At 61.5% G+C, this 13619-nt stretch carries 11 protein-coding genes and 1 pseudogene; 4 read left to right on the plus strand and 8 right to left on the minus strand.

Going from position 1 to position 13619, the window contains the following annotated elements; all coding sequences use genetic code 11:
- Window positions 1–79 precede the first annotated feature (79 nt).
- The 4 genes from PYR71_RS17325 to PYR71_RS17340 form a co-directional block, all read right to left on the minus strand.
- Entirely contained in the window at window positions 80–2326 is a 2247-nt protein-coding gene (locus PYR71_RS17325; RefSeq protein ID WP_275620223.1) for a glycoside hydrolase family 2 protein, read from the minus strand.
- Window positions 2327–2580: 254 nt separating this feature from the next.
- On the minus strand, window positions 2581–3492 hold the full coding sequence (locus PYR71_RS17330) for an SMP-30/gluconolactonase/LRE family protein (RefSeq protein WP_275620224.1): 912 nt from the start codon (window positions 3490–3492) through the stop codon (window positions 2581–2583).
- A 93-nt stretch (window positions 3493–3585) separates the two neighbouring features.
- Window positions 3586–4407: an SDR family oxidoreductase gene (locus PYR71_RS17335; protein WP_275620225.1), complete on the minus strand. Its 822-nt coding sequence runs from the start codon at window positions 4405–4407 to the stop codon at window positions 3586–3588.
- Window positions 4408–4615: 208 nt separating this feature from the next.
- Window positions 4616–5803, minus strand: coding sequence for a phytanoyl-CoA dioxygenase family protein (locus PYR71_RS17340; protein ID WP_275620414.1), 1188 nt, complete (start codon window positions 5801–5803; stop codon window positions 4616–4618).
- A 145-nt stretch (window positions 5804–5948) separates the two neighbouring features.
- Here PYR71_RS17340 and PYR71_RS17345 point away from each other — a divergent pair.
- Together PYR71_RS17345 and PYR71_RS17350 are read left to right on the plus strand one after the other, a co-directional pair.
- Window positions 5949–6245, plus strand: a pseudogene (locus PYR71_RS17345) (LacI family transcriptional regulator); the annotation flags it as partial.
- A 62-nt stretch (window positions 6246–6307) separates the two neighbouring features.
- Window positions 6308–7525: an adenylate/guanylate cyclase domain-containing protein gene (locus PYR71_RS17350; RefSeq protein WP_275620226.1), complete on the plus strand. Its 1218-nt coding sequence runs from the start codon at window positions 6308–6310 to the stop codon at window positions 7523–7525.
- 18 nt (window positions 7526–7543) lie between these two features.
- On the opposite strand, the gene PYR71_RS17355 is transcribed toward PYR71_RS17350, so the two are convergent.
- From PYR71_RS17355 to PYR71_RS17370, 4 genes are all read right to left on the minus strand, one after another.
- Window positions 7544–8323 (minus strand): SDR family oxidoreductase, encoded by a 780-nt coding sequence (locus PYR71_RS17355; RefSeq protein ID WP_275620227.1) that lies wholly within the window; start codon window positions 8321–8323, stop codon window positions 7544–7546.
- A 79-nt stretch (window positions 8324–8402) separates the two neighbouring features.
- Window positions 8403–8798 carry a DoxX family protein gene (locus PYR71_RS17360; RefSeq protein WP_275620228.1) on the minus strand — a complete coding sequence of 132 codons (396 nt, stop codon included), beginning with the start codon at window positions 8796–8798 and terminating at the stop codon, window positions 8403–8405.
- 98 nt (window positions 8799–8896) lie between these two features.
- On the minus strand, window positions 8897–10045 hold the full coding sequence (dgoD, locus tag PYR71_RS17365) for a galactonate dehydratase (protein ID WP_183917725.1): 1149 nt from the start codon (window positions 10043–10045) through the stop codon (window positions 8897–8899).
- A gap of 50 nt (window positions 10046–10095) precedes the next feature.
- Window positions 10096–10824 carry a FadR/GntR family transcriptional regulator gene (locus PYR71_RS17370; protein ID WP_275620415.1) on the minus strand — a complete coding sequence of 243 codons (729 nt, stop codon included), beginning with the start codon at window positions 10822–10824 and terminating at the stop codon, window positions 10096–10098.
- Window positions 10825–11058: 234 nt separating this feature from the next.
- Here PYR71_RS17370 and PYR71_RS17375 point away from each other — a divergent pair, with 234 nt between their 5' ends.
- Together PYR71_RS17375 and araG are read left to right on the plus strand one after the other, a co-directional pair.
- Window positions 11059–12042 (plus strand): arabinose ABC transporter substrate-binding protein, encoded by a 984-nt coding sequence (locus PYR71_RS17375; protein WP_275620229.1) that lies wholly within the window; start codon window positions 11059–11061, stop codon window positions 12040–12042.
- A 68-nt stretch (window positions 12043–12110) separates the two neighbouring features.
- Entirely contained in the window at window positions 12111–13616 is a 1506-nt protein-coding gene (gene araG / locus PYR71_RS17380; RefSeq protein WP_275620230.1) for an L-arabinose ABC transporter ATP-binding protein AraG, read from the plus strand.
- Window positions 13617–13619: the final 3 nt, after the last annotated feature.

Below are 13619 nucleotides of genomic sequence, written 5' to 3' on the forward strand. Positions count from 1 at the left end.
AAATACCCGCCTTGCCTTCAATCTCGACAAGGCCGTGTTCTTCGATCCAGACAGCCAGATGCGGATCGCGTGATGGCTGTCAGGCGGCGGACGTCACAGTGAGGGTCACCGGCGCGAAACGCGAGGAGACCGCTTCGACGGTGATCTCGCCGACCAAACCCGTCGCCTCCAGCCAGAAGCCGGCGGTGCCGCCCTGTAGCGGCACGTTGGCCGGGCCGACGATTTTTCCGGGTCCATGCACATTCAGCGAAATGCTGTCGTTCATGAAGGGCAGTCGCTGGCCGCATTGGTCGAGGGCGCGAATGATGACGCGGGTGCTGTCGCGTTCCCGGGCTTTCAGCGTGTGGCTGTCGGCGACGATTTCCAGCGTCGTCGGCAGAGGATCGGCGGCAAACGTCAGGCTCGCCACCGGCTCGCCGCCGATATAGCCGGTCAAGGTGCCGTCGATCCATTCGAGACCCCAGGTGCCGAGCTCGTCGGCGGTGAAGTGGCGATGATCGAGCACGACGGGCGGATGCGGCAGATGCGGATAATTCTCGCGGTCCGGGCCGATGCGCTTGCTGAGCCCGCCATATTGCAGTTCAACCTCGTCGCAATTGGTCAGGATGATCAGCGGCAGCACCCCGCCGATATTGCGCTCGCCGCGCGCCCAGAAGGTCACCGGCTTCATGACGATCTCGTCGGACGGGTCGCACTGGCTGATATAGGCGTAGGCCGCGAATTTCGGCTCGCGGAACATATCCATGACGCCGTGATAGCAGATGCGGTCGCCGGAGCCGAAATCCTTGTGGGTGTTGTAATCGAACATGCACCAGCCGATCGCGCCCGAGATATCGGGGTCGCCATAGGCGGCATTCAGCACCTCCAGGTGACGGCGCACATGCTCGGCCTGGCGCTGCTCCTGGTCATAAATTTTCGTCGGGTGCATGTGGCCGTTGAACTCGGTGATGAGATACGGCACCTTCCGGGACAGACCGGTATTTTCCTCTTGGCCGCGCAATGCGGTGCGCGGGCGATTGGCGCCCGGCAGTTCCTCGTTGCCGAGGATGAAGTCGTTCATCGTGTACACGTCTTCGAGCAGTTCGCTCTCGGTGATGTAACGCACGCCGCCGGTCTGGCGGGTGCTGTCGAGCTCACGGGCGAGGCGATTGGTCTCGGCGTAAAAATCGTGGTTATCTTGGGACTCGTTGATGCGCACGCCCCAGATGATGATCGAGGGGTGGTTCCAGTCGCGCTCGATCATGCGGCGGACGTTCTCGATCGATTCCTTCTGCCAGTCGGCATCGCCGATATGCTGCCAGCCGGGGATCTCCTCGAACACCAGCAGGCCGATCGCATCGCAGCGGTCGAGGAACCATTTCGACTGCGGATAATGCGAGGTGCGGACGATATTGCACTTCAGCACGCTCTTCATAATGTCGGCGTCGCGTTCCTGGGCGGAGCGGCCGGCGGCATAACCGACATAGGGGAAGGACTGGTGGCGGTTGAGGCCGCGCAGCTTCAGCGGCTTGCCGTTCAAGAGGAAACCTTCCGGCTTGAATTCGGCGGTGCGGAAGCCGAAGCGGCTGGAGAGGCGGTCGGAGCCGTGCTCGGTTCTGAGTTCGACCGTGACCTCATAGAGCGTTGGGTTGGTGATGTCCCAGAGGGTAATGCCGGTGAGGCCGCCGAAGGAAAGCGCCGTGCGGTTGCCGATCGTTTCAGTCGCTGCGGTGGCGATCACCGTGCCGTCGGCCTGTTTCAGCGCGGCGGTGACGGTCGCCGAGAAGCTGCGGCCCTCGGGATTGGCGATATCGACGCGGATGGTTGCCGATTTCTCCGGAGCGAGAACGTCCGCGGTTTCGATCTTGAGATTGCGGATCGACACCGGATCGGTGACCTTCAGCCAGACGTCGCGGTAGATGCCGGCATAGGTCAGATAATCGATGCGGCCGCCGAAGGGCGGGATCTCAGGGTTTTCGCTGCCGTCGATCTTGACGGTCACGAGGTTCTCGCCCTTGACGAGCCTGCCGGTGAGGCGGGCCTCGAAGGGGGTGTAGCCGTCCTTGTGGGCGATGATCTCTTCGCCGTTCAGATAGACGACGCTGTCGGCCATGGCGGCGTCGAAAACGAGCCAAACCTCGCGGCCCTCGAATTCGGGCAGCCAGCGCAGCACTTTCTGATAGGTGAAGGCGCGCTGATAGCTTTTCTCGTCGAAATAATTGAACGGTAGTTCGACGGCGGTATGGGGCAGGCTGACCGACTTGGCGGCGTCGAAGGTTTCGAGCAGACGCTGTCCGAAGCCCTCATGGAAACTCCAGCCTTCGTTGAAAGAAACGACGGAACGCATCTCAGGCTCTCCCGGTCATGGCATCAGAAGTGGTACGGCGGCCTTCGGCGCGTGAAAATCGGGTCATCGGGACATCCCTTCTTGATGCAATGGATGTGCGGGCTGCCAGAACAGGATGTTATCCGAAAATCGCTCACAGGTTTCGGCATCATGCTCTGAAGCACGCACATCGAATCTCATTCGTGAGACGCGCTTTAGCTTTTTTTATGCAAGTCGTCATCCCGGAACGGCGTTCTTCAAGCCGGTCCTGATCCTCACGGAAATTGCGCGCCGTTGGTCTTCGTGTAGATCGAATAGACCGAGCGCGTCGCGGTGATGAAGAGCCGGTTTTTCTTGGGGCCGCCAAAGGTGAGGTTGGACACCGTCTGCGGCACCTTGATCTTGCCGAGCAGCGTGCCATCGGGCGCGAAGCAATGCACGCCGTCCCCCGCGCTCGTCCAGAGGTTGCCGCTGACATCAAAGCGGAAGCCGTCGGGATTGCCGACATCGAGGCTGCAGAAATAGCGGCTGTTGGTAAGCCTTCGGCCGTCGACGACGTCGAAAACTCTTATATGGCGTGGCACGGCATGTTTTGCCGAGCCGGAATCGGCAATGTAGAGCTTCGTCTCGTCGGGCGAGAAGGCAAGGCCGTTCGGCTGGATGAAGTCCTCGACGACGGCCTCGATCGCGCCGCTTGAAGGATCGATCCGATAGACGTTGCGGGTCGGCTGCTCGGACTCGGCCTTGTGCCCTTCGTAGTCCGACAGGATGCCGTAGGTCGGATCGGTGAACCAGATCGAACCGTCGGAACGGACGACGACGTCGTTCGGCGAGTTCAGCCGTTTGCCTTTGTAGCTGTCGGCAAGAACGGTGATGCTGCCATCCGTCTCGGTGCGGGTGACGCGGCGGCCGCCGTGTTCGCAGGAGATAAGCCGGCCCTGCCGGTCGCGGGTGTTGCCGTTGACGTAATTGGAGGGCGAGCGGAAGACCGAGACCGTGCCGTCGGGCGTCCAGCGCATCATGCGTTCGTTCGGTATATCGCTCCAGAGCAGGCAGTCGAGGTCGGAAAACCAGACCGGGCCTTCCGTCCAGCGGCAGCCGCAATAGAGTTCCTCGAGCGCGGCGCTGCCGATGACCAGAGCGCCGAAACGTTCATCGCGGATGTCATAAAGCGGATTGTCGGCCACGCCAGTTCCTCCCTGAATGCTGCCGCTCTTTTCCTAGCGACAAATGCCGGAAGGTGCCAGGGCCAGGCCAGTGGAAATGCCGGGTCCGGTTTTTCAGAGGGCGGCGACCGGATGCGGCGAGCCGTCGTAAGCACCCCAGATCGACTGATCGAAGCAGATGACCGAGCCGGTCATCAGCCCGGATTCGGCCGACGACAGGTAAGCACAAGCGCGCGCCACCTCATGCGGATCGACGAGGCGGCCGAAGGGCTGGTTGGCGGCCGCCTTTTCCAGCCAGTCGGCGGGGGCATCGTGATATTCGCGCTGGATGCGGTCCTCGCCTTCCGACGCCATCCAGCCGATATTGAGGCCGTTGACGCGGATTCGATTGCGCAGGAGCGCATAGGCGGTGTTTTTCGTCAGCGTTTCCAACGCGCCCTTGGAGGCGCAGTAGGCGGCGATGAAGGGCTGGCCGGCTTTGGCGGACATCGAGCCGATATTGACGATGGTGCCTTCGGTCTTTTCGCGGCGCATGACCTTCACCGTCTCCTGCATCAGGAAAAACGGCGCGCGCACATTGACGGCGAACATGGCGTCGAAGAGTTCAGGACTGGTATCGAGGATGGTACCGCGATCGGTGATGGCGGCGGCATTGACCAGCGCGTCGACCCGGCCGAAGGCCTTGTCGCAGACGTGAACGACATTCCGCGCGTCTTCGACGTTGCCGAGGTCGGCCTTGACATAGACGACCCGCACGCCGGTGGTGGCGGAAATCTCGGCAGCTTTCGCCTTGCCTTTGGCTTCATTGCGCCCGCAAATGACGATGCCTTTCGCGCCGCGTTCGGCGAAGAGACGGGCAATAGTGGCGCCCAAGCCTTGCGTACCGCCGGTGACGATGGCGATCTTGCCGTCGAGGCGGCCGTGATCTGTGCTCATGTGGTTCCTCCATGGTAGTGATATGCGAATGGCCTCCCACAAGGTGCGGGAGGCGGTTCTGTTGGTGCGAGTGGCCCCTCATCCGCCTGCCGGCACCTTCTCCCCGATGGGTAGAAGAGATATGCCGCGTCGTCCCTATTCCCCCTTCTAGCCATGGGGGAGAAGGTGCCCGTAGGGCGGATGAGGGGGCGGGCTCCAGCCCCCAAGTTCAGCTCAATTTCTTCCGCGCCTGCTCGGCAAGCGCTGCCGTAAAGACTTCGTCGCTCCAGCCTTCTTTCAACGCCTCGTGCATCAGTTGCGCCTGTGTCTTCGGCGCCAGGCCGCCGAGCGGCGGGTCGCGGTCGAGATTGGTTGGGAAGGAATAGCCTTCGGCGCAGGCGGCGACGGCGTTGGTGATTTCATCGGGGGAGAGCCTGCCCTGCAAGGTCTTCAAGGCGGGAAAGAGCCTGGCGCTCATCCTCTCGCGGTTGACGGTTTCCATCGCCCGGCCGAAGGCCGAGGAGACCTGCAGGAGGTTGGCGACGCGCTTGATGTCGGCCGAGCGATTGGTGCCGGCGGCATGGAAAAGTGCGGGATTGAAGAAGACGACGTCGCCTTTTTCGAGCGGCAGCTGCACGTGGTTGGCTTCGAAATAATCGCGGAACTCCTGGCGCTTCAGCGCGAGATAGCCTGGAACATAGGTCTGACTGTGCGGCAGGAAGAGTGTTGGACCGCTTTCGAGCGGCATGTCGCAATGGGCGACCGCACCTTGCAGCGTCAGCACCGGCGAAAGCCGGTGCACATGCGCCGGAAACTGCTCGATCACCTGAGACGACTGGAAGCCGAGATGGTAGTCGCGATGTGCCGACTGCGCGGCGCCGCCCGGGTTGACGCGGTTGACCTGCGCCGTCATCTGGTAGCTTGGGCCGAGCCAGGCTTCGCTTGCCATTGCGACGATGGCATTGCCGTAATATTCGGCAAAATTTTCCGGTTCGGCGAGGCAATGTTTTTCCAGCGAATTCCAGATGCGGTCGTTGGCGCCGGGCTTGGCGAAGTGATCGCCGCCGCCGGTCGAGGTGCGATGCTGCTCCTCAATGATTGCATCGAAAATGGCGCTGGCGCGGTCGATGATGCCGGTATCCTCGTAAGCATGTTTGAATACGACCACGCCGGGGCCTTCGCCCAAGGGTTCGCAGATTTCAGCCAGCATGGCGCGTTTATCTTCTACCGTCGCGGCCGCCGCCGTCACCTTGCGGCTGTCGTAGATCAGGATGTTCTTCTCGAACGCTGACGCGGTGGGATAATCGGCAAGCACGGTCGTCTTTTCCGCCAAGTGGCGAAAATCAGCAAGATTGCTGGCGTCTTCGGAGAGCCAAACACGGTCGGCGCGCATTTTCCTCAGGTTGTCGGTTTTCATCATGGGCTCCTCCCTCTTCCGATGGAGGCACTATACGCCGCGATGCGCGGTGATATAGATCAGCAATCCATCAAAAAACCATCAGAAGGATTCCTATGGCGCGTGTTTTTCTCGTCAAGGACATCGCCTTCGCGGCAGCGCGGTGGCCGATCCTGCGATCAACGCCGTCTAACCGATCGGCGGCAACCGCGCCGGCTGGCGGCTTTCGATGCGGCCGACCGTCCTGTCCACGTCTTCGTCGCCTATGATCTCGATGTCGACAATCGAGCCTTGCCTGGTGCGGGCCGGAATCGGCTTCGTGCTCCATTATGATCGCAGAGCCGACGCGCGGTCGGCTTTCAGGGCGATCATGAGCCGCGGGGTCTCAGCCCGGCGGGCAGTTCCCGCCCTGCTTTCAGCGGTTGGAATCATCACGCCCTACAACATGCCGGCCAGCGATTGAGCTTATCGGCTTTCAATCGATGCCGGATTTGGGCTAAAGCTGATGTGAGCGAGGTAAGCGGCATGGATTACAGCGACGTCAGCACAATTGCGGCTTGGGTTACGGAGCAGGGACTGAAGGGCGTTTCGGAAGCAGAATTGATGACCGGCTTCTGCGCAGCCTGCCGGAATGCCGGCCTGCCGCTCGACCGGGGTCTGGCGCTGATGGACACGCTGCACCCCGTACATGAGGGCCGCGCCTTCCGCTGGGACAGCGTGGAGGAGATCGAAGCCGAATTCGAGTATGGTCCGACGAGCTCAGGCGAAGCGGCCGCGAACTGGCAGCGTTCGGCCTTCTACCATCTCTGGTCGGGCAACGAGCGGGAGGTGCGCCGACGCCTGGGCTTCGGCGATCCGACCGATTTCAGTATGCTCGACAAGATTGCAGAAGCCGGCCACACGGATTTCGTGGCGATGATGCATCGTTTCAGCGAGGCCGGCACGATCGGCGAGATGGATTGCTTCTTCTCGCATTTCGCGACGAAACATCCTGAAGGCTTTTCCGATCACGATCTCGCCATCCTGCGCAAGCTGGTGCCGGTCCTCGGTTTGGCGATCAAGTGCATCGCGCTCGGGCGCATCGCCCGCACCATCGCCGAAGTCTATCTCGGTGAGGACGCGGCGCGCCAGGTGATGGAAGGCAAGATCAGCCGCGGCAAGTCGGAGCGGATTTCGGCGGCGCTCTGGTTTTCCGATCTGTTGAACTACACCAAGATTTCCGACCGTGTGCCGCCGGAGGAAATCATCCCGCTGCTCAACGATTACAGCGAGGTGGCAATCTCTGCGATCCATGAGGCGGGCGGCAACGTCCTGAAACTGATCGGCGACGGCGTGCTCGCCATTTTCAAGGGCGAGGTGCCGGCGGAGACTTGCCGTGCAGCGCTCAGCGCCGAATCGCTGCTGCGGGAGAAGCTCGTCACCCTGAATGCCGCGCGCGCGGCTGACGGCAGGCCGACGACGGATGTCTATATCGGCTTGCATATCGGCGATGTCTTCTACGGCAATATCGGCAGCCAGAACCGGCTGGATTTCACAGTGATCGGCCCGGCCGTCAACGAGGTCAGCCGGATTGCCTCCATGTGCCGTTCGGTCGATCTCAACCTGTTGATCTCCTCCGATTTTGCTTCGGCCATTCCAGAGGAAGAGCGCGCCGCGCTCGCCTGCGTCGGGCGCTATGCGTTGCGCGGGGTGCAGCGCGCACAGGAACTCTACACCTTGGACAGCGCGCGGCTTGCCGACTGACCGTCTGACGACGCGCGGCTATCGCAGCAGGCCCTGGCCGCCGTCGATCCAGATCGGGGTGCCGGTGATGTGCCGGGCGCGCTCGGAGGCGAGGAAGAGGATGGTCTCGGCGACATCCTCGCTCTTGCCCGCCTTGCCGCCTGCGATCGGAATATCGCCTTCCGGCCAGATGACCGGAACCTCGGTTTCTTCACGACCACGACTGGCGGTATTGGCGTTGATATTTGTTTCGATCTCGCCGGGGCAGACGGCATTGACGCGGATGCCGTGCCGTCCGAGTTCCAAAGCGAGCTGCTGGACCATCGCGACCTGGCCGGCCTTGGTGGCTGTATAGGCAGTGGCGCCCGGCGTGGTGAAGGTGCGGGTGCCGTTGATCGAGGAGATGACGATAATCGAGCCGCCGCGACGCTTCAAATGCGGAACCGTCAGATGCAGTGTCAGATAGGTGCCGCGCAGGTTGACAGCGATCGTCTTGTCCCACTCGTCCGGCTTCAGATCGTCGATCGGTGCCCAGACGCCGTTGATCCCGGCATTGGCGACGACGATGTCCAGGCCCTCGAAGGTATCCGTAAGTTTCTGCACCGCGGCTCGCATTTGAGCCTCGTCGCTGGTATCGGCCGTCAGCGCGATCGTGTCGCCGCCGAGCGCCGTGATCTCGGCGCAGGTCTTTTCGACTTCGTCTGCCGTCCGGCTCAAAGCAGCGACCGCCGCTCCCTCGGCAGCGAGTTTCAACGCGGCTGCCTTGCCGATGCCGGAACCGGCGCCGGTTACCAACGCGATCTTTCCCTTCAGCTCCATGGACGCTCTCCTTGAGGTTCCGCCGTATGCCAATGTCCGGCGCGGCAGTTGGTTCCGGAAGGGGCGCGGGTTGTCACGCCTATCTGAGAAGCGTCTGCTTGAGGGCCCATCTCTCCGGCCCATGGACGGCGGCGTAGAGCAGGCCGGCGAGGAAGGTGAAGTGATCGACGAAGAAGCCGAATTCGGCCTGGTTCTGCTGCCAATGAGACGGACCGTGGAAGGCAAAGGCGAGGAAGATCACGTAGATGCCTGCGAGCAGGCTGGCTTCGGCAAAGAAGGCCCCGGAGATGAAGGCGAGCGCCAGCGCGATCTCGAAGAAGGCCGCGACCCAGGTCAGGAATGTCGCCATCGGAAAACCGGCGGCGGTGATATAGCCCGCCGTCGCGCCGATATCGGCGAATTTGAAGCCGGCGGCCATGAAGAAGATGAAGCTGAAGATGACGCGGGCGACGATGATTGCGATTGCTCTGGCCATTCTGAAATCTCCTCTTTGAGTTTCCACTATGACGGATGAGATCGGCGATATCCGACACGGCGCATGAAAAAGGGCCGCTTGCGCGGCCCCTCCAATCTTTACCATTCGGCGAAGCTGCCGTCGGCATGGCGCCAGATCGGGTTGCGCCAGCGATGGCCTTCCCTGGCGCGCTCGATGACATAGGCCTCGTCGACCTCGATGCCGAGACCAGGTCCCTGCGGGATCGACACGAAACCATCGGCATAATGGAACACCTCCTTGTTGGAGATGTAGTCGAGAATGTCGTTGCCGGTGTTGTAGTGGATGCCGAGGCTCTGTTCCTGGATGAAGGCATTGTAGCTGACGGCGTCGACCTGCAGGCAGGCGGCGAGCGCGATCGGGCCGAGCGGGCAATGCGGCGCCAGCGCCACGTCATAGGCTTCGGCCATCGCTGCGATCTTTCGGCATTCGGTGATGCCGCCGGCATGCGAAAGATCCGGCTGAATGATGTCGACGTAACCGTCAGAAAGGACCTGCTTGAAGTCCCAGCGGGAATAAAGCCGTTCGCCGAGCGCAATCGGTGTCGACGTGTGGTTGACGATATCGCGCAGCGCTTCCTTGTTTTCGGAGAGCACCGGTTCCTCGATGAACATCAGCTTGTAAGGTTCGAGCTCCTTGGCCAGAACCTTGGCCATCGGCTTGTGAACGCGGCCGTGGAAATCGACGCCGATGCCGATATGAGGGCCGATCGCCTCGCGGATGGCGGCGATCGTCTCGACCGCCTTCTCCACCTTCTCATTGGTATCGACGATCTGCATCTCCTCGCAGCCGTTGAGCTTGATCGCCTTGAAGCCGCGGGCGACCACCTCCCTGGCATTGTTGGCGACATCGGCGGGACGGTCGCCGCCGATCCAGGAGTAGACCTTGATGCGGTCGCGCAGCTGGCCGCCGAGCAGCGAATGGATCGGCTGGCCGAGCGCCTTGCCCTTGATGTCCCAGAGCGCTTGGTCGATGCCGGAGATCGCGCTCATATGGGCGGCACCGCCGCGATAGAAACCGCCGCGATACATCACCGTCCAATGGTCCTCGATCAGGAAGGGGTCCTTGCCGATCAGGTAGTCTTCGAGTTCGTGGACGGCGGCCTCGACCGTCAGCGCGCGGCCTTCGACGACCGGCTCACCCCAACCGACGATGCCTTCGTCGGTCTCGACCTTCAGAAACAGCCAGCGCGGTGGAACGATATAGGTGGTGAGTTTGGTGATCTTCATCGCGGTTCTTTCGGTCTCTTCTCATGTTTCAAGCGGCTCCTCAGGAACCATCATTTCGTTCTGCCGATCGCCTTTTCGGCGGCGGCAAGGTCGCGCACTGCAAGGTCGAGCATGCGGTTGGCGCATTCGCGGGCAGCCGTTTTGTCGCGCATGCGCAAAGCCTCGACTAGCTGGCCGTGAACGAGCACCGCATCCTCCCGGTTTTCGACAGCGATATTGGAGGCATGCAATGCATATTTCAGCGCCGCATGGATGGCGCTCGACAGGCGGCGGAAGACCTGGTTGTGGCTGGCGGTGAGCAGCACGATGTGAAACATCACATCGGCATCGGTGAAGCTTTCCGGTTCACCGGCGCTGTCGCGCATCTGCCGCCAGGCCTTGTCGAGGTCGGCAATCTCCTGGGCGCTGGCGCGTTCGGCGGCATATTCGGCGGCTGCCGGCTCTATGGTGCGCCGGGCTTCGAGAATGCAGCCCAACAGGTCGAAGTCCTTGATGTAAGGCCCCATCCAATCGAGCACCTCGGCATCCAGGATATTCCAGTCGTCCCTGTCGCAAACAGTCGTTCCGACCCGCGGTTTGCCGCGGACGAGGCCCTTGGATTCCAAGACCTTCAATGATTCGCGGATCACCGTGCGGCTAACGCCATAGAGTTCGCAGAGGTCGTTCTCGCGGGGCAACGCCGAGCCAGAGGGATAGCGGTCCGCGCAGATGTGCTGAGCGATCGCCGCCGTGATGTTGCGGCGTACGCGCGGGCGGCGTCCGCTGCCCGGGCTTTCCATTCGGCCCTGTTCCTCGGTCGATTCCAACTTCACCTCTCCGCTCTCTCTCCCTGCAGCAACCAAACCTGATTATCCGAATTCGATCCAGTTTGCGACGGCTGCATCCGTTTCCCGTCACTGTCCTACTACTCCAATCATCATACATTGGCAATTGACTGGTATGATGATTTAACGTAATTCATTGGACGCTGCCTGGGAGGCAGTTGCTCGATTTCAGAGTTTAGGGAGAGAGACATGCGCTTGTTCAAAGCAGCTATTCTGGCTGGCACTTTCGCCATTCTGACAGCTGGCTCGGCATTTTCCGCGGACGTCAAGATCGGTTTCATCGTCAAGCAGCCGGAAGAGCCCTGGTTTCAGGACGAATGGAAATTCGCAGACCAGGCCGCGAAGGAAAAAGGCTTCACGGTCGTCAAGATCGGCGCCGAAGACGGCGAGAAGGTTCAGTCGGCGATCGACAATCTCGGCGCTCAGGGTGCGCAGGGCTTCATCGTCTGCACGCCCGACGTCAAGCTCGGCCCCGGCATCGTCGCCAAGGCGGAAGCCAACCAATTGAAGCTGATGACGGTCGACGACCGTCTTGTCAGCGCCGACGGCAAACCGCTGGAGGACGTGCCGCATATGGGCATTTCGGCCACCAAGATCGGCGAGACCGTCGGGCAGGCCATCGTCGACGAGATCAAGAAGCGTGGCTGGGACATGAAGAATGTCGGCGCGATCCGGGTTTCTTACGATCAGCTCCCAACCGCGGTCGATCGCGTCGAGGGGGCGATTTCGGTGCTGAAGTCAGCCGGCTTCCCGGCCGAGAATATATATGACGCGCCGCAGGCGAAGACCGATACGGAAGCGGCACTCAATGCCGCGACCACGGTTCTCAACAAACATGCCGATGTGAAATACTGGGTCGCCTTCGGCCTCAACGACGAAGCCGTCCTCGGCGCCGTCCGTGCTTCCGAATCGGTCGGCATTCCCGCGACCAACATCATTGGCGTCGGCATCGGCGGGGCAGAATCTGCGATCAACGAATTCAAGAAGCCGGCCGCGACAGGTTTCTTCGGAACCGTCATCATCTCGCCGAAGCGTCATGGCTACGAGACAGCGATGAACATGTACGACTGGATCGCCAACGGCAAGGAGCCGGCCAAGCTAACGCTGACCTCCGGGTCGCTGGCACTGCGCGGCGATTACGAGAAGGTCCGCAAGGATCTTGGCATCCAGTGATCATCTCCGGATGATGTCAATCCGGCGGCAGGCGAGCATGCTGCCGGATCCTTCTCGGCGGAGCGGTGATGGCTTTCCTCGAATTCAACAATATCTCCAAGGGCTATCCCGGCGTGCAGGCGCTGGCGAATGTTTCCTTCACCGTCGCGAAGGGTGCCGTCCACGGCCTTATGGGCGAAAACGGCGCCGGCAAATCAACGTTGATCCGCGTGCTTTCCGGCGATCAGGCCGCCGATGACGGCAGCATCTTCATCGACGGCGAGGAGCAGAAATACGGCTCGGTGCGTGACGCCTTCCACGCCGGCATTGTCGTCATCCACCAGGAGCTGCAGCTCGTTCCGGAATTGACGGTCGCCGAAAACCTCTGGCTCGGCCGTTTTCCGGCCAGGGGCGGCGTCATCCATTCGAAGACGCTGATCGAGACGGTGCGCACGAAGCTCGCGGAAATCGGCATCGACGTCGATCCTTCCGCCAAGGTCAGCTCGCTTTCGATCGGCGCGCGGCAGATGATCGAGATCGCCAAGGCGGTTATGCTCGACGCGCGGGTGATCGCGCTCGACGAGCCGACCTCCTCGCTTTCCTCGCGTGAAAGCGAAATCCTGTTTTCGCTTATCGGCAGGCTGAAGGCGAGGGGAGCCGTCATCCTTTACGTATCGCATCGTCTCGACGAAATTTTTCGGCTCTGCGACAGCCTGACGGTGCTGCGTGACGGCAAGCTTGCCGCCCATCACCCGAAGATCGCCGAGACGACGCGCGAACAGATCATTTCGGAAATGGTCGGGCGCGAGATCAGCAATATCTGGGGATGGCGCGAACGCACGCTCGGCGACATAAGGCTGGAGGTCAAGGGCCTGTCCGGGCCGAGGCTGCGCAATCCGATCAGTTTTTCCGTGCGCCAGGGCGAAATTCTCGGCTTCTTCGGTCTGATCGGCGCCGGCCGCAGCGAGATGGCGCGGCTGCTTTATGGCGCCGATGCCAGAGATCAGGGCCAGGTCACGATCGACAACATTGCCGTATCGCCCCACAATCCGAAAGCGGCGATCAAGGCCGGCATGGTGCTCTGCCCCGAGGATCGCAAATTCGACGGTATCGTCCAAGGTCGGTCGATTGAAGAGAACATCGCGATTTCATCACGCCGGCACTTTTCGCCCTTCGGCATTCTGAAGCCGAAGATGGAGGCAGCACAGGCAGACCAATTTATCGCCAAGCTTCGGGTGCGCACGCCGTCGCGCCGGCAGGACATCGTCAATCTCTCGGGCGGCAATCAGCAGAAGGTCATTCTCGGGCGCTGGCTCTCCGAGCAGGGCATCAAGGTTCTCGTCATCGATGAGCCGACCCGCGGTATCGATGTCGGGGCGAAGTCGGAAATCTACGACATCCTCTATGAGTTGGCGGCCGGCGGCATGGCGATCTTAGTGATATCGAGCGAGTTGCCCGAAGTCATGGGCATCTGCGATCGCATCATGGTGATGTGTCAGGGCCGGGTGGCGGCCGACGTCGCCCGGCCGGTTTTCGACGAGCGCAGCATTCTGACGGCGGCACTGCCCGACAAGAATGCCGCCGGCACCATTTAAGGT

Source organism: Rhizobium mulingense (assembly GCF_029194105.1).
Classification (GTDB): Bacteria; Pseudomonadota; Alphaproteobacteria; order Rhizobiales; family Rhizobiaceae; genus Rhizobium; species Rhizobium mulingense.